Source organism: Halomonas sp. V046 (assembly GCF_052645355.1).
The window spans coordinates 1-23,246 of sequence record NZ_JBQXYF010000024.1; the positions used below are offsets into that span (position 1 = coordinate 1).

General features: G+C 58.6%; 20 protein-coding genes and 1 pseudogene. 10 read left to right on the forward strand and 11 right to left on the reverse strand.

The genetic code is table 11. The features are described from left to right. The 7 genes and pseudogenes from narH to ACUN9Y_RS21525 all read left to right on the forward strand — a co-directional run. A pseudogene (narH, locus tag ACUN9Y_RS21495) lies at window positions 1–566 on the forward strand (nitrate reductase subunit beta); the annotation flags it as partial. Next, the gene (narJ, locus tag ACUN9Y_RS21500; protein ID WP_445462789.1) at window positions 559–1,374 is read left to right on the forward strand and encodes a nitrate reductase molybdenum cofactor assembly chaperone; all 816 of its coding nucleotides are present in this window, start codon (window positions 559–561) and stop codon (window positions 1,372–1,374) included. The pseudogene narH and the gene narJ, both read left to right, overlap by 8 nt. Continuing rightward, window positions 1,371–2,048: a respiratory nitrate reductase subunit gamma gene (narI, locus tag ACUN9Y_RS21505; RefSeq protein ID WP_445462790.1), complete on the forward strand. Its 678-nt coding sequence runs from the start codon at window positions 1,371–1,373 to the stop codon at window positions 2,046–2,048. The genes narJ and narI overlap by 4 nt, the downstream gene beginning before the upstream one ends. A gap of 11 nt (window positions 2,049–2,059) precedes the next feature. Next, window positions 2,060–2,875 carry a peptidylprolyl isomerase gene (locus tag ACUN9Y_RS21510; protein ID WP_445462791.1) on the forward strand — a complete coding sequence of 272 codons (816 nt, stop codon included), beginning with the start codon at window positions 2,060–2,062 and terminating at the stop codon, window positions 2,873–2,875. Between the two features lie 235 nt (window positions 2,876–3,110). Further along, window positions 3,111–3,722: a molybdenum cofactor biosynthesis protein B gene (moaB, locus tag ACUN9Y_RS21515; protein WP_445462792.1), complete on the forward strand. Its 612-nt coding sequence runs from the start codon at window positions 3,111–3,113 to the stop codon at window positions 3,720–3,722. Continuing rightward, on the forward strand, window positions 3,719–4,996 hold the full coding sequence (locus ACUN9Y_RS21520) for a molybdopterin molybdotransferase MoeA (protein WP_445462793.1): 1,278 nt from the start codon (window positions 3,719–3,721) through the stop codon (window positions 4,994–4,996). Before moaB ends, ACUN9Y_RS21520 begins: the two co-directional genes overlap by 4 nt. Before the next feature lie 61 nt (window positions 4,997–5,057). After that, window positions 5,058–5,489 (forward strand): putative zinc-binding protein, encoded by a 432-nt coding sequence (locus ACUN9Y_RS21525; RefSeq protein ID WP_445462794.1) that lies wholly within the window; start codon window positions 5,058–5,060, stop codon window positions 5,487–5,489. 463 nt (window positions 5,490–5,952) lie between these two features. Here ACUN9Y_RS21525 and ACUN9Y_RS21530 read toward each other — a convergent pair whose 3' ends face one another. Beyond that, complete coding sequence (locus tag ACUN9Y_RS21530) at window positions 5,953–7,188, reverse strand: Vgb family protein (protein WP_445462795.1); 1,236 nt, start codon at window positions 7,186–7,188, stop codon at window positions 5,953–5,955. 530 nt (window positions 7,189–7,718) lie between these two features. On the opposite strand from ACUN9Y_RS21530, the gene ACUN9Y_RS21535 reads away from it, so the two are divergent. Further along, window positions 7,719–7,856, forward strand: coding sequence for a type II toxin-antitoxin system Phd/YefM family antitoxin (locus ACUN9Y_RS21535; protein WP_445462796.1), 138 nt, complete (start codon window positions 7,719–7,721; stop codon window positions 7,854–7,856). 141 nt (window positions 7,857–7,997) lie between these two features. On the opposite strand, the gene ACUN9Y_RS21540 is transcribed toward ACUN9Y_RS21535, so the two are convergent. The 4 genes from ACUN9Y_RS21540 to ACUN9Y_RS21555 all read right to left on the reverse strand — a co-directional run bounded on the left by ACUN9Y_RS21540 (window position 7,998) and on the right by ACUN9Y_RS21555 (window position 13,279). Further along, window positions 7,998–8,522: a hypothetical protein gene (locus ACUN9Y_RS21540; protein ID WP_445462797.1), complete on the reverse strand. Its 525-nt coding sequence runs from the start codon at window positions 8,520–8,522 to the stop codon at window positions 7,998–8,000. Between the two features lie 107 nt (window positions 8,523–8,629). Then, window positions 8,630–10,864, reverse strand: coding sequence for a hypothetical protein (locus ACUN9Y_RS21545; RefSeq protein WP_445462798.1), 2,235 nt, complete (start codon window positions 10,862–10,864; stop codon window positions 8,630–8,632). 127 nt (window positions 10,865–10,991) lie between these two features. Further along, window positions 10,992–12,635, reverse strand: coding sequence for a DUF6119 family protein (locus ACUN9Y_RS21550; protein WP_445462799.1), 1,644 nt, complete (start codon window positions 12,633–12,635; stop codon window positions 10,992–10,994). Window positions 12,636–12,772: 137 nt separating this feature from the next. Further along, the gene (locus ACUN9Y_RS21555; protein WP_445462800.1) at window positions 12,773–13,279 is read right to left on the reverse strand and encodes a hypothetical protein; all 507 of its coding nucleotides are present in this window, start codon (window positions 13,277–13,279) and stop codon (window positions 12,773–12,775) included. A gap of 339 nt (window positions 13,280–13,618) precedes the next feature. On the opposite strand from ACUN9Y_RS21555, the gene ACUN9Y_RS21560 reads away from it, so the two are divergent. Continuing rightward, on the forward strand, window positions 13,619–14,218 hold the full coding sequence (locus ACUN9Y_RS21560) for a phage integrase N-terminal SAM-like domain-containing protein (protein ID WP_445462801.1): 600 nt from the start codon (window positions 13,619–13,621) through the stop codon (window positions 14,216–14,218). Further along, a complete protein-coding gene (locus tag ACUN9Y_RS21565) occupies window positions 14,184–14,603 on the forward strand; it encodes a tyrosine-type recombinase/integrase (RefSeq protein WP_445462802.1) in 420 nt (139 codons plus the stop codon). The genes ACUN9Y_RS21560 and ACUN9Y_RS21565 overlap by 35 nt, the downstream gene beginning before the upstream one ends. A gap of 1,000 nt (window positions 14,604–15,603) precedes the next feature. On the opposite strand, the gene ACUN9Y_RS21570 is transcribed toward ACUN9Y_RS21565, so the two are convergent. The 6 genes from ACUN9Y_RS21570 to purF form a co-directional block, all read right to left on the reverse strand. Further along, window positions 15,604–16,863, reverse strand: a complete 1,260-nt coding sequence (locus ACUN9Y_RS21570; RefSeq protein ID WP_445462803.1) for a D-amino acid dehydrogenase — start codon at window positions 16,861–16,863, stop codon at window positions 15,604–15,606. 349 nt (window positions 16,864–17,212) lie between these two features. Then, window positions 17,213–18,523: an MATE family efflux transporter gene (locus ACUN9Y_RS21575; protein ID WP_445462815.1), complete on the reverse strand. Its 1,311-nt coding sequence runs from the start codon at window positions 18,521–18,523 to the stop codon at window positions 17,213–17,215. Between the two features lie 368 nt (window positions 18,524–18,891). After that, window positions 18,892–19,476 (reverse strand): YceI family protein, encoded by a 585-nt coding sequence (locus ACUN9Y_RS21580; RefSeq protein ID WP_445462804.1) that lies wholly within the window; start codon window positions 19,474–19,476, stop codon window positions 18,892–18,894. A gap of 208 nt (window positions 19,477–19,684) precedes the next feature. Continuing rightward, complete coding sequence (locus ACUN9Y_RS21585) at window positions 19,685–20,260, reverse strand: cytochrome b (RefSeq protein ID WP_445462805.1); 576 nt, start codon at window positions 20,258–20,260, stop codon at window positions 19,685–19,687. Window positions 20,261–20,507: 247 nt separating this feature from the next. Next, window positions 20,508–21,698, reverse strand: coding sequence for an O-succinylhomoserine sulfhydrylase (locus tag ACUN9Y_RS21590; RefSeq protein WP_445462806.1), 1,191 nt, complete (start codon window positions 21,696–21,698; stop codon window positions 20,508–20,510). 9 nt (window positions 21,699–21,707) lie between these two features. Further along, window positions 21,708–23,234, reverse strand: coding sequence for an amidophosphoribosyltransferase (gene purF, locus ACUN9Y_RS21595; RefSeq protein WP_445462807.1), 1,527 nt, complete (start codon window positions 23,232–23,234; stop codon window positions 21,708–21,710). Window positions 23,235–23,246: the final 12 nt, after the last annotated feature.

Genomic DNA, 23,246 nt, shown 5'->3' on the forward strand with positions numbered 1-23,246 from the left:
AGCTGGCCATGGACTGGCAGCTGGCCCTGCCGCTGCACCCGGAGTATCGCACCCTGCCGATGGTCTGGTACGTGCCGCCGCTGTCGCCGATCCAGTCGGCGGTGGACGCCGGCCACGTCGAGACCGACGGCGTACTGCCCAAGGTCGAGTCGCTGCGCATCCCGGTGAAGTACCTGGCCAACATGCTCACCGCCGGCGACGAGGCCCCGGTGATCCTGGCGCTCAAGCGCATGATGGCGATGCGCGTCTACATGCGCGGCAAGCATGTCGAGGGCACCCTGGACGCCGCGGTGCTCGACGAAGTGGGACTCAGCGAGGCCCAGGTCGAGGACATGTACCGCTACCTGGCCATCGCCAACTACGAGGACCGCTTCGTGATCCCGACCAGCCACCGCGAGCAGGCCCGCGAGGCCTTCCCCGAGCGCGGCGGCTGCGGCTTCACCTTCGGCAACGGCTGCCAGGGTGGCAGCGACGAGACCAGCCTGTTCGGTGGCCGCAAGCAGACCACCACCCTGGTCAACGTCGAGCAGTACGACCCGGCACACCCGGAGGTCGCCAATGACTGACGTCCCGACCCTTGAGCCCCTCGGCGCCGAACCGCTGTGCGCCGAGCCCGTCAGCAGTCACGCCTTTCGGCAAGGCATCCGCGCGCTAGCGCGGATGCTCGACTACCCCGACGCAGAGATGCTCGGCGCCCTGCCCGAGCTGCGCCAGGCCCTGGCGGCCATGCCGTTGCCCAATGCCAAGGTCCAGGAGGACCTGTGCGACTGGTGTGACAGCCTCCACGGCCAGGACCTGCTCGAGCTTCAAGCCGCTTACGTGGCCCAGTTCGACCGGGGTCGCAGCACCTCGCTGCTGCTCTTCGAGCACGTCCACGGCGAATCCCGCGATCGCGGCCAGGCCATGGTCGACCTGCTGGCGGAGTACGAGACCGCCGGCTACGAGCTCGACAGCCGCGAACTGCCCGATCACCTGCCGCTGTTCCTCGAGTTCCTGTCGATCCTGGCACCGGAGGATACCGCCCGCTGGATCGGCGATATCCGCCACATCCTGGCGCTTCTGACCGCTCGGCTGCAGAGCAAGGATTGCCAGCAGGCGCTGGTGCCCCTGGCGCTGCTCAGCCTGATCGGCGCCGAGGCCGAGGTCGAGGCCCATCGCGACAAGGTCAAGGAAGAGCCCGCCGACGACACCCCCGCCGCCATCGATGCGGTGTGGGAAGAAGAGGCGGTGCGCTTCTCTGCTGAATCCGACCAGGACTGCTCGCTGCAGTCCGCCGAGGGCAGGCGCCTGGCCGAGCGCAGCAACAGCGTGCCAGCGGACACCATTCGTCTCCCCGATATTGCTCCCCAAGCTTCGACAGGAGGTCTGTCATGAGCTACCTGCATACCCTGTTGTTCGGCCTCTACCCGTACCTGGCCGGTAGCGTCTTTCTGATCGGCAGCCTGATGCGCTTCGACCATGGCCAGTACACCTGGAAGACCGGTTCGAGCCAGATGCTGTCGTCAAAGCGCATGCGCCTTGCCAGCCCCTTGTTTCACGTTGGCATCCTGGTGATCTTCTTCGGCCACCTGGTCGGCCTGCTGACGCCACACTGGGTCTACGCGCCCTTTATCAGCGCCGGCGCCAAGCAGGTCTTCGCGATCCTGGTCGGCGGTGTCGCCGGGGTGATGTGTCTGGTCGGCGGCGCCATGCTGCTGCATCGCCGCTTCACCGACGCACGCGTCAGGGCGTCGTCCAGCTTCATGGACAACCTGATCATCGTGCTGCTGGTCGTGCAGGTCACCCTTGGCCTCTTGACCATTCCCGCCGCCCTGCACCACCTGGACGGTGGCGTGATGATTCGCCTCGCCGAGTGGGCCCAGGCCATCGTGTTCTTCCAGGGCAACGCCGCCGCCCACCTGGAAGGCATCGGTTTCATCTACCACATCCATATCCTGGTCGGCCTGACCATCGTGCTGATCTTCCCGTTCACTCGCCTGGTTCATGCCTGGAGCGCCCCGCTGGGCTATCTCGGCCGGCGCTACCAGATCGTCAGGCGTCGTGCCTGAGGAGGTGTGAGATGCAGACCATTCCCCTGGAAACCGTGACCGACGCAACGCGCCCGGCCATTCGCGTCGGTGATCTTGTCATCGACGAGGGCGCCATCGCCGGCGAGATGCAGTTTCACCCAGCCACCGATCGCGAGGCCGCCGCCAAGGCGGCGGCCCGCGCCCTGGTGATTCAGGCGCTGCTGCGTCAGCGGGCGATGGTCCTGGGCATCGAGCCTGGCACGGTGCTGGAGCCCGACGAAGCCGCCATCGCGGTGATGCTGGAACAGGAGCTTCAAGTGCCCGAGCCCGATGACGCCGCCTGCCTGCGCTATCACGCCGCCAACCCGGATCGCTTCTGCGATCCGGTCCGGCTCAAGGTGCGCCATATTCTGCTACCGGCAGCGCCGGACGATGCCGAGACGCGGGATGCCCAGTATCACCTCGGCACCACCCTGATCGAGGCGCTGAGCGAGAATCCCGAACGCTTTACCGAGTTCGCTCTGACCCATTCCAAGTGCCCGTCGTCAAGCGAAGGCGGGGATCTTGGCTGGCTCTCTCCGGGCCAGACCGTGGAAGAACTCGACCGGGCACTCACGCATCTGCCGGAAGGCCTGCACGATCGCCCGCTGGCATCGCGCTACGGCTGGCATGTGGTCACCATCGACTCGCGTCTCGACAAGCAGGCACTGCCTTACGCCGAGGTCAAGACCCGGGTCAGCCACGAGTTGAAGGAGCAGGCGACACGCGTGGCACTGCGCCACTACCTGCTGGCCCTCGAGGCCGAGATCGGCGTCGAAGGCTTCTCGCTCTCCGATGACGACGTGGATAGTCCGTTAAAGCGCTAAGGCGCACCGCGGCGGCTCGGGATAGCCTTAGTTCCCGGGCCGCTGCTTCCTCGTTGGCTAGCCCCACAAGGGGTTGTCACCAGCCGTCTGACGCAGCGACACGACCCGGCACCGGCTCCTGGGCCGCCCTTCGGCCCGCGCGAGAATCGGCGCAAGCCATGCCCTCGCACCCGCGCAGACGCCTTCTGAGAACCGCTTTCTACTCGAACCGCCCCCCATTACCTTGAGGTGAGCCATGGCCCACGTTCACGCCGACACCCCCTTCACGCCGCTTGGCATCGCCGTACTGACCGTCTCGGACACCCGCGGCATCGATCAGGACGGCAGCGGGCAGTTGTTGATTCAGCGCCTGACCAGCAGCGGTCATCGGCTGATCGAGCGCCGCATCGTGCCCGACGATGTCTATCAGATCCGCGCCGCGGTCAGCGCCTGGGTCATCCGCGACGACATCCACACGATTCTGGTCAACGGCGGCACCGGCTTTACCCGGCGCGACACCACCCCGGAGGCCCTTACGCCATTGCTCGACAAGGTCGTCGAGGGCTACGGCGAGCTGTTCCGTCAGCTGTCGTACGCCACCATCGGCACCTCTACCATCCAGTCCCGCGCCCTTGGCGGCACCATCGACCGCACCCTGGTGTTCGCCATGCCGGGCTCGCCCAAGGCCTGCGCGATGGCCTGGGATGACATCCTTCAGTCCCAGCTCGACGCCCGCACCCGGCCCTGCAACTTCGTCGCCATGGTGGTGGAAAACGCCACCGCCTGTGCCACCCGCTCACCGGGCAGCGATGCCTCGATAGTGGCGGGCACGGCGTCGACCCCAGCAGCACAAGGGCAACCGGCATGAACGCCCGTCTCGAGCCCAGCGACTGCTGCCCCGGCAAGACCGGCCTTGAGGATTTGTTCGCCGCCCGTGACAAGGTGCGCTCACTGGCTCGCCCGCTTACCGCCAGCGAACGCACGCCGCTGGCTCGCGCCAGGGACCGAGTGCTGGCCGAACCGATCGCCGCGCGCCACGCCATGCCCGGCGTCGACAATAGCGCCATGGATGGCTACGCCCTGCGCCTTGCCGACCTGAACGGGCTCAGCGGCCCGCAGCGCCACCTGGCGGTAACCTTGCGCGTGGCCGCCGGTGCCGGCCCCGAGCCGCTGCCCGCCCAGGGCTGCGCGCGCATCTTCACCGGCGCACCGATTCCCCTGGGCGCCGACGCCGTGGTCCCCCAGGAGCGGGTCCGGCTGGATGAAGAGGGCCGCGTGCATTTTCCCGAACACATCACCCTCGGCGCCCATATCCGCCGGCAAGGCGAAGAAACACGGCCCGGTGATGCACTATTGGCCCCCGGCAAGGTGCTCGACGCCGTCGCCATCGCCCTGCTCACCGCCCAGGGGCTGACGTCGGTGGCCACCAGGACCCGCCTGCGCGCCGCGGTAATCAGCACCGGTAGCGAGCTGGTGCCGGCCGGGGCCCCCATCGCGCCGGGCCAGGTAGTCAATTCCAACGCCAGCATGCTGACCGCGCTGCTGTGCCAGCAGGGCGTGGACGTGGTCGATCTCGGCATCGTCGAAGACGGCGCCGATGCCATGCGCGATGCGCTGGAGTACGCGGCACGCAACACCGATCTGGTGATCTGCTCAGGGGGCGTCTCGGTGGGCGAAGAAGACCACGTGCGCCCGACGCTGGACGCCCTCGGCGGCGTCAGCCTGCACGGCGTGGCCATGAAGCCCGGCAAGCCCTTTACCCTCGGCTACGTCGGCGAGAGCCCCGACAGTGGCACGCCGGTGATCGGCCTGCCGGGCAACCCCACCGCCGCCCTGGTGGCCTGGCACCTCCTGGGCCTGCCCTTCCTGCACCGGCGCCAGGGCAGAGCCCCCGCCGCGCTCAAACGCTTCCCGGTGGCCGCCGACTTCGCCCGCCGCCCCCAGGCCAGCCGCCGCGAACTGATCCGCGTGCGCCTGGATTGGCAAGGCCCAGACCCGGTGGCCGAGCTCGCCGGCGAACAAGGCTCCAACATGCTCAAGAGTGCCTGCGACGCCGACGGCTATCTGATGGCCGAGCCCGGCGTCGGCATCACACCGGGCCAGACATACGGCTACCTGCCGTTGAGTCAGTTCCTGGCCTAAGCCGATGGCGGGCCTCGCCCACAAGGCCCAGCCCGCCATCCCCTCCCAAGGAGACATCACAATGACATCCAAAGCCCCTACCGCTCTGGTCTACTCCTGCTCCGGCTGCTCCGACGTCGCCCAGCTCGCCAACAGCGTCGCGATCAAGCTCGACCACGCCGGCATCGCCGAGATGTCGTGCATCGCCGGCATCGGCGGCAACGTCCCGGGCATCACCCGCAAGGCCCTGTCCGGTCGGCCGATCATCGCCATCGACGGCTGCCAGATGCACTGCGCCGCCCACTGCCTGAAGCAGATCGACGTCGAGCCCAACGAGCACATCAAGCTCTACGAGCAAGGCTTCACCAAGACCCGCGGTCGCAGCTACGACGACGCGGTGGTGGATGGCGTGGTCAGCGACCTGATCCCCGTCGTGGACGCGCTGACGAGCGCTCCGAGCGCTGAATCCGTCGAGTCCGCTGAGCCCCGCCATAAGCTCGCCGCCCAGGGTTGACGGGCATCGCGGGGCAGCACCGACACAAGCTGCATCGGGCAGAAAGCGCCCTTGCAGAGTCGCTTCAGGCGTCTATTAGCTTTATCAAAGGCGCCTAAACAAGCCTGAAGGGCTCGACGAGCCTCTTGAATCGTTGGTGAAGGAGCATGCTCTAGACCGACTCGGATGGCCTACCGAATAGCTGGTCGAATAGCTGGTCGAGTAGCTGTTCGAGTAGCTGTCTGGATAGCCGTCCAAACAGCCCCTTTCGCTGACCGCAGCAACAAAAAAGGCCCCGTTGAGAGATGTCTCTCAACGGGGCCTTCTGCTTACGCATGAGCACGGCGAATCACTTTTGTCTGTCACCGCTCGCCTGCGGCAACCTCATCAGCGAGCTGGGCTACACACTAGCGTATCTCCCTTTTCTCCCCCTCTCGCTCCTCCTCCCTTCTCTTTCCGCCTCGGGTCCTTAGCCTGGCGACGATCAGTCGCCGATTTCGACCCGAATGATGCGGTTGGTGGCGCTTTGATGGATGAGCAGATCACCGTCGCGCGTAGGGCGCATATGACGCACGATGCCGGCATAGAACTCCCCCGATGGAATCGGCCAGCTCTGGAAGGATTCGGCCTCGGGGTCGAAGCGTACAAGGGCATCGGGACGCATCTCGGACTCGTTGTACCAGACGATGCCATCGACCACGGCGATCGCATAGGGGTGTGAGCGCGGACCACTCGGCGATGGCCACTCGCGAACCTCGCCGCTACCCGGGTCGTAACGCCCGAGCCGGCCGCGACCGGAGCTCACGTACCAGATCATCCCGTCCCCGGCGATATCGAGCCGCCGTACCCGGGTTCCAGCGTGTGGCAGCGAGATCTCCGACAGGCTCAACGTCTGTGGATCGACCCGCACCAGGCAATTGCTTCCATTGCACGCCACCCACGGCACGCCCGAGGCGTCGATCTTGATACCGTAGGGCCGCGAATCCGCGGTCGGCATCGTCATCAGGCTTATGTCACCGGTACTCGGATCGAGACGCCCGACTCGATTAGCGTGCTGAAGCGTGAACCAGAGAATGCCGTCGGCATCGAAGACCGCGGTGTGCGGATCCCGCGCGGCGGGGTCCGGCATATCATAGACCGTGACCTCGCCGTCACCGGGGTCGAGCCGACCAAGCGTCCCATTCTTGTTTCCGGTAAACCACACGCCACCGTCACGGTCCAGCGTCACGGAATGCGGCATGGTGCCGGCTGGCAACGGGTGCTCACGCATCTCGCCACTGGCGGTATCGATGCGCCCGACCAGATTGCCCCACTGCCCCGCCCACCAGACCGAGCCATCCGCCGCCTCCACAGGATCGCGCGCCCGCTGGCCAAGAGTCGGCACCACCCACTCGTGAAAGTCGATGCGAGCGTCACCGTCGACGATAGTCGGCGCACGCCGCTCGTTCGGGGGAAAGTGCGTCGCGAGGTAGCCGGCGATGGCATCCCGGCGCGCGGGGTCCGCCGAAAGGTCGACCATCGTACCGGTCAGCGCCAACCAGTCGCTGCGGCTGTAGCCCAAGCTCTGGGTGATCCGGCTGACAGGATGGCAAGCCGAACATAACGCCTCGACGGCCTCCCGCCCCTCGCCATCAGGCAGACCCGCGCCTGCTACTGCGGTCGAGCCGACAGCCAAACAGAGCGCCACCCCGGCGATACAGCTATTCGAAAGCCTGGCCATGGACCACCTCCAGGTGCGGCTAGACGCCGATTGACCCACCGAATGGAATCGCGCAGCGGGACGCGTTTTCCGGCCGACGGCGAGTGACCAACAACGGGCGAAACGGCCGCGGATGCCAGCTTGAATAAGGCTAGGCCACACGACGCTGGGGCTCAACGGTATTTGACGCGCGCCTCCCACTTTCAAGCTAGACCACTTTCAAGCTAGACCACTTTCAAGCTAGACGGAGCCTAAGCGGGCAGGAGCGCCGCAAAGCGGCATGGCGGAATATATAGGTGGTTGCCAACAAATCGAGGCCGCAACACAGTGACAAGCCGGGATACGGCTAGCGATCAGAACGCACGACCGGATACCGAGAGCAGCGCTCTACATCAAATGCACGAGGGCTGGGTAAGATGACATTCCCGATGACGTACACAACGCCTTGACGGCCCGGGTCCAGCGGCACAACCGCAGCGCCAAAAGCAGAGGCGCGGGCAATCCTTGAAGCAATCACACAGCCAGAAGAACGCCGCCACAGAGGCGACACCGTGCCGCTACTGATTAGTGATCACGAACCGCTAAAAGTGACCCGGCGGGAAGGTGAAGCGTTCGTTGTGATGAGCGCCGACGACTGGGAGCGGGAGCAAGAAACCCTTCACGTGCTCCAAAGTAAGAATCTCATGTAGCAAATCGCTAACTCTCTTGAGACACACACGCACGGCCACGGCTATAAGCCGACCGAAGAGCAGTTAAATGAGATCACTGATAGCTGAGGGCAGCTCTAGCAATTGACATACAATTCCGCCGCACCTGACCTTGTTATGTGTTTAACCCCGGCAGTAAAGAGCGTATTTCTCAAAGTCATTTCTGCTGTAAGCCCCCTCTGCCAGAGTCAACGGCTCGCCATTCAGGAAGCGCCTGTGATGAATGAAGGGCTCCAATGTATTCCACGCCTTCACAAAAGCAGGCCCCCACATTTTAGAAAAATGCTCCTTACTAATGAGACCTGACATAGCCATATAGGACAACCGTTGCATCACAATACTGACCCGATACGCCGCATCGACCGTTTCTTGAGACCAGGAAACCTTATGATCGTCGCTCCCAAGCTCCCCGTTCGAATAATCACCGGCCGTATGGAGCAACGAAAGGTCTGACTTAACCTTTGACATCTCGTCCATTGCCCAAAGTAACAGACTACTATCTCTGTTCTTAACCTCCTCTTTAATGGTGCGGTAAGCAAAGATGACCGACACGAGCAGGAAAATGTTTATAAAAAGCATCAGGATTGATGTGATTGCCGAAACACCCGACCAATCCAGTGGATTTAGTGTTACCTGAACCGATTCCATCTTCCCTCTCAACTAGAAATGCACATCGCGCGGCTCAGCACGCGCGCCATTGTAGTGGAGGCGAAGCCACAACGAAAAAGGCGTCGCCGTGCCTGGCTTTGTTAACTCTATGCCGACAGCATTGTTACGTGTTCCCAAACCGCATCTTTAGACCGGTCTAACTCATTCAATATTTTTTCGATACGTTCTTGGTATTGCCTTACTGGCTTGTATATCGTTTCCCCGTTGTCTTTGCTGGTCACAAGAAAACCATTTGAAATCAGGTATTGAATGATTCTCTTGAGGCTTTTTTTATTTACGCCAGTCAAGCCTTTTGTTAGTGTGTGTTCCAAACGACCATTACCAGCTTGCCGATAAACCTTAATCAATATGGAAACTAGCATCGTTTGCTCATCAGTCAACCCAGATTTTTTTATTGCTGTGAGCGTATCAATTGATTCATAGCTCAATACTTCGCAATTTGTAATCCAAGCTGGGACACCGCCACTTGAAGAAACACCTAACAGCCTATCAATGCAAGAGTCTTTTATAATCACACTCTCTGGATCAATTTTCCCAAGGGTTACCGATTCGAAAACTCCGTCCGAAAATCTGATATTCTTAAGATTAGAACGTTCGAAATTCAGATCGCCAAAATGAGGTTCCATAAAATCGAATCCCTCAAAATCAATCTCATCAATTTCTATTTGATTTAGTGCCGACAGAACATCCGAAATAGATACTTTATTAGATTTATCTCTCTGCATGGACTGCTTTGCATATGTTATAAACAAGCTTGTTAGGTTTCTCTTTTTTATCTCACGAGACAGAATAGATACGCCGAGCTTCCGAAGTGGATTCAACCATTTAAGGTTGGAAATATTTTGATCTGAAGAACCAATTCTATTAACCAGATCTAATGCTCGTAAACCATCAAGAACAAAATCGTCGACGAAATTCCTATCCCCGGTCTCAGAGCTAACTCTTCCAAGCCCAGGCAGGCGTTGCAGCATCACTGTTGATTGCTCGTTCGGATAACTTCCCGTAACTTCAAAAAATACATTAACAACCTCTGATTCAGTGATAGGGCCAACATTCTGTGCTCTTTCTCGCGTAAGGCTGGCCAATCTCGATAAAACGTGCTTCACGGTGTCAGGATCTAAAATAGGGTGAATCCTAGAATCCCTTTCACACATTGCGTCTATAAAGTTGTACCAAAACTCTATTTCATCGCCGCTTGAAGAATCAAACAACTCGGATATTTTATCATTATCTAGTGACGCAATAGTTTTTAGGATCAGAGGTTTTCTAGGAAGCCAGCTTGGAAGGCTGACTTTTATATTATTTAACTCTAAATACCTATAGAACTCCTCATAACTGAATTCAGTTTTACATCTTGCGATTACCGACCGGTCCTCTCGAATCCCCAACGCAGTCATCATTTCTTTATTACTATTGAAGTAATGTTCTCGTCCTGAAACTAAAAAGCCAGCGCCTGCATTGGATAGTAAGTCTTTTACGCCTTGAAGCGCATGCCTTCTGATGCTTTCCAGCTTTTTCTTGTCCTCACTCCAAGGCCGCGAACCTAGTTCATCAAACCCATCCAGAAGAAAGCAGATCCTTTTGCCATTAAAAGCCTTTACGACACTATCAGTTTCCATTTCGCCAATGCCCAAGTGATTAAAGTGTCGCCTAATTATTTCCACTGAACTCTCTAGACCCCAAGTTTCTTTAAGATCAATGGCAATAGGATATAGTAATGTTTCATCAACCCTTCGTGCCAAAATATTAAAAACTTCACGGAAACAGCGGCTTTTCCCAGTGCCGTAATCCCCCAAAAGAATTACTTTTTTACCATCTATGATTCGTTGAGCAATTTCGTCGGCACTTGCTTCAACGGAGTTTAGAATCTCGTAGCCCACGGGCGTATACACAGCTTCGTCATTTTCGCCTGTAATCGGGTCTACAGCACTGCCAAAAGTTTTATTGGATCTCACATGTTTATAGGTATCGAAGTCAAAGAATATTTTTCTGAAATCCGAAAAAGAGAGAACTTCGACGTAGTTTTCTTTTCCAGCGTCTCTCATTCCTTGAGTAGGCTGAAAATCACAAACAATATAGGGCCTAACCATTATATTGTTGGCCATCATCTTTGTTCTTATTATCTGTATTCTGCTGATATCACCTCTTATTTTACCTAAAGAGTTATTCTCTGTGACTTCAACTATTACCTTTTCAATTTCGCTTAGGGTCAGAACGCAGTCAAAATTGACTCCGGCCAAACGATCAGATTCTGCTTTCCTACTCCAAATATACTGAGCATATTGTTTTACTTCTTCTTCCAATTTTTTCCAACTAGACATTCTTCACCTAAGTAACTGATTAATAATTTTGGGGGAGTTAACGCCTCGTTAAGAGGCAACAAAGTGTTGGCTAAAATAGCGACGAAGGAGCAAAAGCCAACTGTTTTTTGTCCTTTTGAACGACTTGTTATGCTTCGCTTTCATCAGTGGCAGCGGGTGGTTCTATTCTTTCTTTAGCTACACCACATATAGTTACCTTGAAACCTTTTTGAGTAAGGTTCTCGAAGGCTTTTACTAAGTTTATTTTACTGAAGAATGGTAGCGCAGATTTTACTGTCGAGTTATCATCTCCTAAAATTAGATATACGACTTCATAATCTGCCCCATTAATTCCATTTAATGGAATTAATGAGTCTAGATCTGAACGAATATTTCGTAGCTTTATCCTTGCTTTTTTCCTGAACTCTTTATCTGAAATTGTCACTTCAGCAGCTACATAACCTTGTGCAAATAAATGGCTTAGGCCAGAAGAACCGCCTTTTTTGTGCTTAACATGAATTAGTTGTTTATCGTCTGTCATTAAATCACAAAGTTCGATTGCTGATGTTGTAGTTCTACTTTTGATCAATTTCTTATCGAGCAAATGATACGATTTTAATATTGCAGCTCGCTCATTATAGTCTCCTTCAGATTCAATTTTTTCTTTATCTTCATGTGTCCAATTATGAACCGTCGGAAACTCTAAATCTGATATTGGAATATGGGCAAGTGCACGATCTAGTTCAACAACAAAATCATTATCAACTTCAAACCAGTCTCCTGAAAAGAGAATGAAAGTTTTACTGTCATCCATATGTTCAAAATATAAACTTTTGTATAATGAGTACTGAACTTCATTTGAATCTAAATCGTAAATGAATAATTTATGATTCTTTAATGTTTTTAATGCAATTGAATCGTCGCCAAGACCATTTAAGTAATCTTCGATTATCAAGGTAGGATAAATAGTACCTTTAGAACGAGTGAAGCTAAAACCAGATATATTGTCCCACGAAACCACTTCAGGTGCAGTAATAGCTAAATTTGTTGCATTTTTAGCGTCAATTGCACTTCTTAAAACTTCATCAAGCTCATTTTTTTTAGTGTCATTTTTCAACCTTCGAATATTATCAACCCACGAGAATTGATCCTTGTAGGATTCTTGTGTGTAATAAGAAATTAAAGATTTAGATGTTTCAAACAAATCATCAAACTCAATGTGCGCTCCAAATGAATAAACATAATCACCACCTGAAATAGATTGAAGCGGAATGCCCTCTTTAGCATTGCCAGTTACTGCTCTCAATATATCTTTAGATACATCAATGCCAAAAACATCTACGGAAGAACTCCTAACTGCTTGCGTTCTTTTTTGAACAGCAGAACGATCAACAGTGAAAATATCAACACTCTTTAAACTATCATGCCTCAAAGTATTTAGAGCCGTTCTTATACCAAAGTCAGGTAAAAAACGATCTTGCTCTAACATAAATCTCCCATAGCCAAATGCATATGCAACCACTCGGTCATTAACTTCTATCAATAGAACCGCCGAACTTGATCTATTTGATAAATCTAAATCTCCAGCAATACCAGTATTAATAAATGGCATCCAAGTAGGTTGTTTTTCCTCTGGAGCTTTTACATATAGCCGACCAGACAAATCTTCATTTCCGATTAATTCAAAATTTTGATAGGCTCCAGAAGATAAGAAGGTTTCAAGATCATCATATTCAATATCAGGTTTTGATAAAAAAGCTTTAAGGCTCACGTATGATTTTTCAATATTCAATATATCCCCCTCTAATGAAAACTCGAAATTTGATAAGAAGCATAACGCCCAAATAACAGGCTAAAAACAGTGGGCTAAAATGGAGCGAAGCGAACAGCCCGCTGTTTTTAGTCCTAGTTGATTTGCTTGTTATGCAGTTACACCACCCTTACAAGCTTGTAGTCATAATCATACAAATAAATTTCGTTAAACACTTTTTCATTTGAAAAGTAAATGTCTTTGATAGTGCCAATAATCTCTTCAAGGTTTTCTTGAATTGGGTAATGAAAAGGACTAAAACAACCTACAATCAAAACCCCAGATCCATATTCTCTATAGACTCGTTGTATTGAGTCTTTATTATATTTTTCTTTAATAACGCCTTTTAAAGTTTCATTAAAATAATCGACATCGTTTAAACCTGGTGTTGATTTTATCCACTCTTTATCTTCTGCAACGTTAGAAGTTAGACTCCTTGCATGTTCTGGCGTTATAAAAGCATCTGTAATTTCAATCCAAGCCTTCTGACCATTTATTGTAATTATTGCATCTGGTGGTTCTGGCTTACTCAATATTTCAACAATATTACCGTTGAGTTCACTTAAACTCTTAAATTCTTTTAGAACAGAATTTTCATGAACATCTTTAACTTCACTTCGTATCACTGGATCCACCTTTTAGAACTGCATAACATTTTTAATCGTGAGGCTGCGCAACCCATCGCTGCACAGACCGGCCTATATCACTCTCCACCCTTCTGATTTTCCACAGCTATGTCGCTCTCCCGCAGGGCTTCCTTGTTCGCGAGACACGCATGCTTAAACAATGCCGCAAGTGTGCGTGATATGCCTCGCCTGTCGACAAGCTACTAATTGATAGTATTCATGTTTTTTATGATTTGTGCTGGAATTCTGAGCGCTTTTCTGTAGCCATTCAGGCGCCTTGTCTGGACTCGGCCCAATATACTGTATAAACATATAGCAAACAATTCGGGAGGCACGACCATGGGCAAGAGTCCGTTCCTGGAAGCTATTCGTCGCGATCTACGCTTACGCGGCTACAGCATGCGTACCGAAAGGACCTACCTGCATTGGATCAAGCGATACATCTTTTACCATCAGCGTCGTCACCCTGCGGAAATGGGTGGGGCCGAGGTGCGCGGCTTCTTGACGTCACTGGCCAACGACAATGGCGTGTCGGTCAATACCCAGAAGACGGCGCTGAATGCCCTCGCCTTTTTGTATCACAAGATACTCGGGGTCGAATTGGGGCCACTCGATTTCAAGCACGCCCGCCAGCATCGACGACTTCCTACGGTGCTGACGCGTGCCGAGGTCGCCGCCATATTGGCTCAACTGTCGGGTCGCAACTGGCTGATCTTTTCCCTCCTTTACGGAAGCGGCCTGCGCATCGCCGAATGTCTGCGACTGCGCGTCAAGGACATGGATCTGGAGGGCGGGACGCTGACGGTTGTCAGCGGAAAAGGCGGTAAGGATCGCAAAACGCTACTGAGCGCCAGCTTGAAGCCTGCCTTAATTCAGCAGGTGGAAGCCTGCCTTAATTCAGCAGGTGGAAGCCGCTCTGGCCGTTCAGCGCCAGGATAACGACCACGGCTGCGGCCCCTCCCTGCCCTTCGCCCTGGGCAAGAAGTATCCCGCTGCCTACCGCCAGCCCGCCTGGATGTTTCTCTTCCCGTCGGCAGCCCTCTGTACGCATCCGGTATCCGATCTGCTGTGCAGGCACCACCTCCATGACTCCGTGCCACGCAAGGCGCTCAAGGTGGCCGTGAGAAAGGCGGCCATCCTCCACAAGCGCGTCAGCTGTCATGCCTTTCGCCACTCCTTTGCCACTCACCTGCTGGAAGCCGGTCGCGATATCCGTACGGTGCAAGAGCTATTGGGCCATACCGATATCCGCACGACGCAGATCTACACCCATGTACTGGGGCAACGCTTTGCTGGGACCTCGAGTCCGCTGGATCTGCTCTAGCTCCCTACCTGACAGAAGCCGTTGGCACGCTACCGCCCCGGGGCGCCCTCCATGTGAGCCCCTACGGACGCGACAACTGCCGCGTGATTGCCCCGCGGGGAAAGGAGTCGTCTGGGCGCTGGCATCGAAGGTGTGATTCCGCTGACCGGGTAACAAGAAGCGCGGCAATGGTGCGCCTTTATCGTTGCGGCCTATTGTGTGAGCGGTGGTCCCTCGCCGAATCGCTTGCGTCCTTGCCCTGCGTGGCACTGATGGTGTGGCCGCTTACGCGGCTAAGCATACTTGTTGCTTTTTAGCATATACGTGCATCGTCGGCGATTCGACCTCTTCTACGGCGTTTTTGTGGCGACTTTCGTTGAGTACGCGCCTTGACGCTAGCCAACGAAGGCCTTGGCGCCCCAACGCGATGGGGCGAGCATGGCTCTGGCATTGAAGCCAACACTAGGTAGGCATGGGGAAAGAGAGAGGCCGACAGATGCCGCGGCCTAATACGGCGGGCAAGCAAGGCGGGATAGTAAGGGGGCTGGTACAAGAAACCGATACAAGAGACTGGTACACGGGACTGGTACAAGAGACCGATACAAGAAACTGGTGCACGGGGCTGGTACAAGCGGCCAGTACACGAGGCTGATACAAGGAGCCGGTACAAAGGGCTCGGCCAGACAACCAGGGACCGGCGAAGGGCATCCATCACTAAAACGACAAGACCCCGTCGGGAGTGATCCCGGCGGGGTCTTGTGGTGCTTCCGGCTCGCTTGGTTGCACTACGCCTCAGGTTGTCAACGTAGCGCGTCTGACGCGGCGGCTGACGCCCTGTGCTGTTCGGCCTGTCTATTCAGACCGGCTATTCAGCCCGTCTAGCCAGACCTGCTATTCAGCCCGTCGAGTCAGACCGTCTATCCAGCCCTACCCTGCCAACCCTATCCTGCTTGGCCTACTTGGCCTGCCGTTTCCCACCATTGGCCTCGTTGGCCGAGTCCATTTAGTCCTTTTAGGCCACTTAGGCGGCGTAACGGGACACGGCGAGGCCGCTGGGGTCGATGCTCGGTTCGCGCCCGTCGATCAGGTCGGCGAGCAGTTGGGCGCTGCCGCAGCTCATGGTCCAGCCCAGGGTGCCGTGGCCGGTGTTCAGCCACAGGTTGTCGTAGCGGGTCGCGCCGATGATCGGGGTCGAGTCCGGGGTCATCGGGCGCAGGCCGGTCCAGAACTCGGCGCGCTCCAGGTCGCCGCCTTCGGGGAAGACGTCGCGCACCACCATGGCGATGGTCGCGCGACGCTTCTCGGCGAGGCTTAGGTCGTAGGAGGCGAGCTCGGCGGTGCCGCCGACGCGGATACGGTTGTCAAAGCGCGAGATAGCGACCTTGAAGGTCTCGTCCATCACCGTGGACTGCGGCGCGCCGCCATCGTCGACCACCGGCACGGTCAGGCTGTAACCCTTGACCGGGTAGATCGGCAGACGAATATCCAGGTCGCGGGCGAGGAACGGCGAGTAGCTGCCGAGCGCCATGACGTAAGCGTCCGCCGTGAGGCTGCCGGCGCTGGTCTCGACGCTTTCGACGCGGCCCGAGACGCGCGTCAGACGCTGAATGTCGGTGTTGAACTGGAAGGTCACGCCGAGGTGCTCGCGGCAGTACTCGGCCAGGCGGTTGGTGAACAGGTAGCAGTCGCCGGTCTGGTCGTCGGGCAGATGCAGGCCGCCGACGAACTTGCCCGGCACCCGGGACAGCGCGGGCTCGACCGCGGCGATCTCGGAGGCATTCAGCAGCTTGTGACGAACGCCGCACTGCTCGAGGACCTTCATGTCCTTGCCCACCGCCTCGACCTGCTTCTCGGTGCGAAACAGCTGCAGCAGTCCGCGCTGGCGATCTTCGTAGGAGATGCCGGTCTCGCTGCGCAGGGCGTTGATGCAGGCGCGGCTGTGTTCGGCGACCCGCACCATACGCTCCTTGTTGACGGCGTAGCTCTCGGGGTTGCAGTTGCCGAGCATCTGCATCATGAAGCGCCCCATGGTGGCGTCCATGCGCGGCTGAATCTTCAGCGGCGCGTGCTCCTGGAACATCCACTTGACCGCCTTCTTGGGGATGCCGGGAGCGGCCCAGGGCGACGAGAAGCCGAACGAGACCTGCCCGGCGTTGCCGTAGCTGGTTTCCATCGCCGGTGAGGCCTGGCGATCGACCACCGTGACCTCGTGGCCCTGACGGGCCAGATAGAAGGCGCTAGTGACACCCACTACCCCTGCTCCAAGCACCAGTACTTTCATCTCGCCGCTCCTGTCTCGCCGTATTGTTGGTGAGATGGCCGTCTCAGGGCCACCCGCTTGGCCGCCCGTCATGGTGGCCGTGGAATGTCGGCGAGTATAGGATGAAGCGACTAGCAGATAATTCTGTATTTACCCATTTTCACAAAGCTTGAAAACGTAATTTTAGCGAAGCTCAATCTTATTGCTGGCTTTCCCCCACAAAAACAGTCGTTATCACTAGGCTCTATATCCAGGTGTTATTTCCAAGAGCTATTTCTTCCAGGTGCTATCTCTAGGTGCTATTTCCAAGCGCTATGTCCAAGCGCGACTTCCAGGTGCTATCTCTTGGCGAAAGATCGCGACGAGGTTGCTAGGCGCCTGTCGCCTGGCCATTCGCCTTCCTGGCCGAGCAGCGCTTGGGCCGCGACAGGATCCGCTGGAGCAGGCCGAAGGCCACGATCCCGGCCAGGAGGTTGCCCAGCGCGGCGCCAAGCCCCAACCCCAGCATGCCACCGAACAGGGTGACGCCGAGCCACAGGCACGGCAGGTAGCAGACGAACAGGCGTACCGCCGACATCACCATGGCCCGCAGCGGCCAGCCAAGCGCGTTGCCGGCCGAGACCACCAGCATACACACGCCGAGGGCGGCGTAGCTCGGCAGCAGGAAGCGAATCAGGAGCGCAAGCTCGGCGCGGACCTCGGGGTTACCCGCGAGAACCTGCGCCACCCACGGCGCGGCAAGCGACAGGCTGACGCCGAGGAGAAGCTGCCACACCACCACGACCTTGAGCGCCAGGCTCATCAGGCGCTTGACCTGGGGCCAGTCCCCGGCGCCATAGCAGCGCCCTAGCCAGGGTGGCAGCGACATGGTCAGGGCCAGAACCACCATCAGTGACACGGTTTCGAGTCGGCTGGCCAGGCCCCAGGCGGCAACGGCGGAATCGCCCAATCGCGCGACGACCGACACGGCCAGCATGGCCGCCAGCGGGGGCATCAACTGGCTGACCATGGCCGGGCAAGCGACCCCGGCGAAGGCGCGGCTGGACCCGGCAAGCTCATCGCCCAGGCCGCTCGCGGCCAGCCAGGCACGCCCTTTCAGGCGCCAGGCGATCAACGAAAGGCCGACGGCGAAGGCCACCACCGTGGCCCAGGCCGCCCCCGGGAGTCCCATGCCTGGCCAGCTGCCGATGCCAAAGATCAGCAGCGGGTCCAGTACCAGGTTTAGAACACTGGTCAGCACCATCATGCTGCCGGGAAAACCGGTATTGCCGTGGGCGCGAAACAGGCTGTAGCCGAAGTACACAAGCGCCCCCAACCAGGCGGCCAGCAACTGCGGCGCCCAGTAGGCGCGTATCAGCGCCCGGGTGCCTTCATCGGCACCGAGCAGGGTGTAGATCGGCGTCTGTACCAGCCACAGGACGATCGCGAGCAGAGCGATCACCGCGGTGCCCATCAACAGCACCAGGCTGCCCAGGCGCCGGGCGCGCTCGTGCTCGCCGGCGCCCAGAGCGCGAGAAATCAGCGCGGCGATGGCGATGCCCATGCCGACCTGGATGCCGATGATCAGAAACGATAGCGGGAAGGTGAACGACTGGGCGGCCAGCGGCCGGGTGCCGAGGCGTGCGATAAAGGCAGAATCGACCAGCTGAAAGCCCAGCAACGACAGCACACCAATGGCCATGGGCCAGGTCTGCCGCCAGAGGGTGCGCCCGAGGGAGGCGGAATCCTGAGAAAGATGCACATCGACTCCATGAAGGTGGGGAAAGCGGGATTCTACGCGAACTCGGCGTGGGCCTCAGCCCCGTCATGAGCACCTCACCAAAAGGCCTCGGGGGTTGCGCCCCGAGGCCCTGCCCCTTGCGGGGAAGCAGGCGCCAGTTCCCTGGTGCCCGCCCTATTTACCGGACGAGTTGCCGGACGATTTACCGGGCGAGCTGCCGGACGATTTACCGGACGAGCTGCCGGACGATTTACCGGACGCGCTGCCGGGCGATCACCGACGCTCTCTGGCTGCCCGGCGAATGCCTCTAGGGCAATCGGATGCCCGGTTTACTGGCGAATGCCTTCGAAGCTGACGTACAGCTCGAGGGTCTGCATCGGCTCGGGGAACTTGCTCATGTCGATGTCGTAGTCGGCGAGGGCCAGCTCGGTGCTGCCTTCGAAGCCGGCACGGTAGTTGCCCCAGGGGTCATCGCCCTCGCCCAGCAGGGTGACCGGCATCTCGATGCTGTTGGTGACGCCGTGCAGGGTCAGGTCGCCAGTCAGCACACCTTCGTTGTCGCCGCTCGGCGCGAAGCCGGTGGAGGTGAAGGTGGCCGTGGGATATTCGTCGGCATCCAGGAAGTCCGCGCTCTGGATGTGCTTGTCGCGCTCGGCGTGGTTGGTGGTCAGGCTCGCCACCTCGACCTCGACATTCGCCTCGGAAGCCTCGAGGTTGTCCGGGTCGTAGCTGAAGCTGCCGTCGAAGGATTCGAAGCTGCCGAGGATATAGGAAAAGCCCAGGTGGCTGATCTTGAACTGGACGAAGGCATGCTGGCCGTCGATATCGATGGCGTAGTCCGCGGCCTGGGCCTGGGACAACGGTACCAGGGCGGCGGCCGCCAGGGCGGTGGCAATAGCAGTCTTCTTGATCATGCAGTCTCTCCTTGCAGGGCATGGGTCATCATTTGGTGCCCTGCTTGACGTTAGTCGAAGCAGGCGCACCAGGGGAAAGTGTGCCTGGCGTGGCGCGGTCCGTCGACCAAGCCCGGATGGCAGCTAGTCCGGGTGCCGTCCAGGCAACGGACGAACCGGGCCACGTCAGTTAAGTGTCTCGCGGCGGCACAACCTTACGCGGCGGCGGTCAGGATCGATCGGTGCCGTCGACCGATTCGTCCCGGCGCCCCGGGATGAGCATCCTGACCAGGGTATCCGCGCGGTCGAGATAGTGATGCTTGAGGGCGGCCAGGGCATGCCCCGCCGACAGGACCATCAGCGCCAAGGCGCTGTACCAATGCACGACGCCTGCACGAGACGCCTGCTCCGGCAGATCGCTGACCAGGGCCGGGACGCTGAACCAGCCGAAGACGCTGATGCCTTTGCCGTCGGCGGTGGAGATCAGGTATCCGCTGACCAGGACCGCTATCATCAGCAGGTACAGCGCCAGGTGGCCGAGGCTCGCCGCCCGACGCTCAAGCGCCGGGCCATGGGCCGCTGGCGTCGGTTGGCTCCAGCGCCAGGCCAGCCGCGCCAGGGTGGCGAACAGCACCAGCATGCCGACGCTGCGATGCCACCAGGGTCCGAGGTTGTACCAGGCGCTGTAGTAATCGAGCCCGGTCATCCACCAGCCAAGGGCAAAGAGCCCGATGATGGCGAGGCCGCTGGTCCAGTGAAGCAGGATGGAAACGAGTCCCCATCCGCTGTTGGTGTTACGCCACATGCCTTCGTCCCTGTCGACCGTTCGATGGTCACCGAGCTTACCCTAAGCCTGCCGCTACTACCGCCTGAAAATTCCGAACGTACCATTCGTAATTTCCACCGCGAAACCCCGAGCGGTCTTCACCATACCGCCTGGGCCCTGGCTTGCGCCGGCCCTCGAGTATGGCTTGCGCCGGCCCCAGATACGACGACGCCCGGCTGGGCCGAGCGTCGAAGGTGCGCATGTCGCGATGATGGCGGGTCGCTACCTAGCCGGCCAAGGCATCCAGGCCCCGGGCCAGATCGTCGCGAATGTCGTCCAGGTCCTCCAGGCCAACGGCGATGCGAATCAGCCCTTCGGTGATGCCGGCGATGGCCTTCTGGTCATCGGACAGGCGGCCATGGGTGGTGGTGGCCGGGTGGGTGATGGTCGTCTTGACGTCCCCCAGGTTGCCGGTGATCGACAGCATGCGGGTGGCATCGATGACCGACCAGGCGCCCTCGCGCCCGCCCTGGACCTCGAGCCCCAGCACCGCGCCGAAGCCGCGCTGCTGGCGCTTGGCAAGCTCATGGTGGGGGTGGCTGGCGAGTCCGCTGTAGTGGACCTTCACCACGGCGGGATGCGCGTCGAGCCAAGCGGCCAGCGTCAGCGCATTCGCGGCGTGGGCCTTCATCCTGAGCGCCAGGGTCTCGAGGCCCTTGGTGAAGATCCAGGCGTTGAACGGGCTCAGGCAGGGACCACAAGTACGCACCACCCCGAACACCTCTTCGAGGTGCTTGTCGCGCCCCACCACGGCGCCGCCGATCGCCCTGCCCTGGCCGTCCAGGTACTTGGTGGCCGAGTGGATGACAAGATCCGCGCCGTGATCCAGCGGGCGCTGCAGCACCGGCGTCAAGAAGCAGTTGTCGATCGCCAGCAGCGCATCGTGGCGATGGGCCAGCTCGGCCAGGGCCGCGATATCGACGATCTCGGACAGCGGGTTGGACGGCGTCTCGGCGAACAGCAGCCGGGTCGCCGGCGTCACCGCCGCCTCCCAGGCCTCGAGGTTCGACAGTTCCACGTAGCGGGTGGTGATGCCGAACTTGCCCAGGTACTTGTCGAACAGGCTGACGGTGGAGCCGAACAGCGAACGCGAGGCGACGATTTCATCGCCGGCCTTGAGCAGCGCCAACGCCGTGCACAGGATCGCCGCCATGCCGGAGCTGGTGGCGACACAGCGCTCGCCGCCTTCCAGCGCGGCCAGGCGCTGCTCGAAGGTACGCACGCTCGGGTTGGTAAACCGCGAGTAGATATTGCCCGGCTCGTCACCGGCAAACTTGCGCGCCGCTTCGGCGGCGCTGCCATAGACGAAGCTCGAGGTCGGGAAGATCGGCTCGGAGTGCTCCTGCTCGTGGGTACGCTGGTGCCCGCTGCGGATCGCCAGGGTGTCGATGTTCCAGTCGAGGTCGTGGGGTTCCATGGCGTCTCCTTAATCGATGTCGTCGATGTCGTCTTCCTGATTGTGCATCCCCACCAGGGCATGATCACCGGCACTTTCCTGCTTGGCGCTATCGTTGCGCGAGGCCTCGAGATCGGCCAGATAGGCGTCGTCGATGTCGCCGGTGATGTAGCGCCCGTCGAACACCGAGCAATCGAAGTCATCGAGGGCCGGATTGACCTCGCGGCAGGCGGCCTTCAGATCGCCCAGGTCCTGATAGACGATGCGATCGGCACCGATCAGCTCGCCGACTTCGGCTTCGCTACGGCCGTGGGCGATCAGCTCGTTGGCCGCCGGCATGTCGATGCCGTAGACGTTCGGGTAGCGCACCGGGGGCGCGGCGGAGGCGAAGTAGACCTTGTTGGCCCCGGCGTCCCGCGCCATCTGGATGATCTGCTTGCAGGTGGTACCGCGCACGATGGAGTCATCCACCAGCAGCACGTTCTTGCCCTTGAACTCGATGTCGATGGCATTGAGTTTCTGGCGCACGGACTTCTTGCGCTGGGTCTGCCCCGGCATGATGAAGGTACGGCCGATATAGCGGTTCTTCATGAAGCCTTCGCGATAGGTCACCCCGAGGTGCTGCGCCATCTCCAGCGCCGATGTCCGCGAGGTGTCCGGGATCGGGATGACCACGTCGATGTCATGCTCCGGCCACTCGTTCTTGATCCGGTCGGCGAGCTTGCGACCCATCTGCAGGCGGGTGCCGTAGACATAGGCGCCATCGAGCATGGAGTCCGGGCGCGCCAGATAGACGTGCTCGAAGATGCAGGGCGCGAGATTCGGCTTGTCGGCACACAGCTGGGTGTGGATCTCGCCGTCCATGTCGACGAAGATCGCCTCGCCCGGGGCCAGATCACGATGCAATTCGAAGCCGCCGACATCGAGTGCCACGGACTCGGAGGCGATCATGACCTCCTGGCCATTGCCCTCGTCACGGGTACCGAACACCACCGGACGGATACCGTTGGGATCGCGGAAGGCGACCATGCCGACGCCGTTGATGATGGCGACGGCGACATAGCCGCCACGGCAACGGCGATGGACGCGGCGCACCGAATCGAAGATGTCGCCGGGCTCCAGGTGCAGACCCTGCTTGCCGAGCTCGTGGGCCAGGACGTTGAGCAGTACCTCGGAGTCGGAGCTGGTGTTGATGTGGCGCAGGTCGGAGGAGAACAGCTCCTGCTTGATCTGCTCGGCGTTGGTCAGGTTGCCGTTGTGAGCCAGGGCGATGCCATAGGGCGAGTTGACATAGAACGGCTGCGACTCCGCCTCGCTGGACGAGCCAGCGGTCGGGTAGCGCACATGACCGATGCCCAGGTTGCCCTTCAAGCGCGCCATATGGCGGGTGTGAAAGACGTCACGCACCAGGCCATTGCTCTTGCGCAGCAGGAAGCGACCCTCGTGCCAGGTCATCATGCCGGCGGCGTCCTGACCGCGATGCTGTAGCACCGTCAGGGCGTCGTAGATTCCCTGGTTAACCGCCTGCTTGGCCATCAGGCCGACGATACCGCACATTCACCTTACCTC

Bases quoted from the DNA above. Each gene is read 5' to 3' on its own strand.
- narJ (WP_445462789.1), top strand. From the start codon at position 559: ATGACTGACGTCCCGACCCTTGAGCCCCTCGGCGCCGAACCGCTGTGC.
- narI (WP_445462790.1), top strand. From the start codon at position 1,371: ATGAGCTACCTGCATACCCTGTTGTTCGGCCTCTACCCGTACCTGGCC.
- ACUN9Y_RS21510 (WP_445462791.1), top strand. From the start codon at position 2,060: ATGCAGACCATTCCCCTGGAAACCGTGACCGACGCAACGCGCCCGGCC.
- moaB (WP_445462792.1), top strand. From the start codon at position 3,111: ATGGCCCACGTTCACGCCGACACCCCCTTCACGCCGCTTGGCATCGCC.
- ACUN9Y_RS21520 (WP_445462793.1), top strand. From the start codon at position 3,719: ATGAACGCCCGTCTCGAGCCCAGCGACTGCTGCCCCGGCAAGACCGGC.
- ACUN9Y_RS21525 (WP_445462794.1), top strand. From the start codon at position 5,058: ATGACATCCAAAGCCCCTACCGCTCTGGTCTACTCCTGCTCCGGCTGC.
- ACUN9Y_RS21530 (WP_445462795.1), bottom strand. From the start codon at position 7,188: ATGGCCAGGCTTTCGAATAGCTGTATCGCCGGGGTGGCGCTCTGTTTG.
- ACUN9Y_RS21540 (WP_445462797.1), bottom strand. From the start codon at position 8,522: ATGGAATCGGTTCAGGTAACACTAAATCCACTGGATTGGTCGGGTGTT.
- ACUN9Y_RS21545 (WP_445462798.1), bottom strand. From the start codon at position 10,864: ATGTCTAGTTGGAAAAAATTGGAAGAAGAAGTAAAACAATATGCTCAG.
- ACUN9Y_RS21560 (WP_445462801.1), top strand. From the start codon at position 13,619: ATGGGCAAGAGTCCGTTCCTGGAAGCTATTCGTCGCGATCTACGCTTA.
- ACUN9Y_RS21570 (WP_445462803.1), bottom strand. From the start codon at position 16,863: ATGAAAGTACTGGTGCTTGGAGCAGGGGTAGTGGGTGTCACTAGCGCC.
- ACUN9Y_RS21575 (WP_445462815.1), bottom strand. From the start codon at position 18,523: ATGGCCATTGGTGTGCTGTCGTTGCTGGGCTTTCAGCTGGTCGATTCT.
- ACUN9Y_RS21580 (WP_445462804.1), bottom strand. From the start codon at position 19,476: ATGATCAAGAAGACTGCTATTGCCACCGCCCTGGCGGCCGCCGCCCTG.
- ACUN9Y_RS21585 (WP_445462805.1), bottom strand. From the start codon at position 20,260: ATGTGGCGTAACACCAACAGCGGATGGGGACTCGTTTCCATCCTGCTT.
- ACUN9Y_RS21590 (WP_445462806.1), bottom strand. From the start codon at position 21,698: ATGGAACCCCACGACCTCGACTGGAACATCGACACCCTGGCGATCCGC.
- purF (WP_445462807.1), bottom strand. From the start codon at position 23,234: ATGTGCGGTATCGTCGGCCTGATGGCCAAGCAGGCGGTTAACCAGGGA.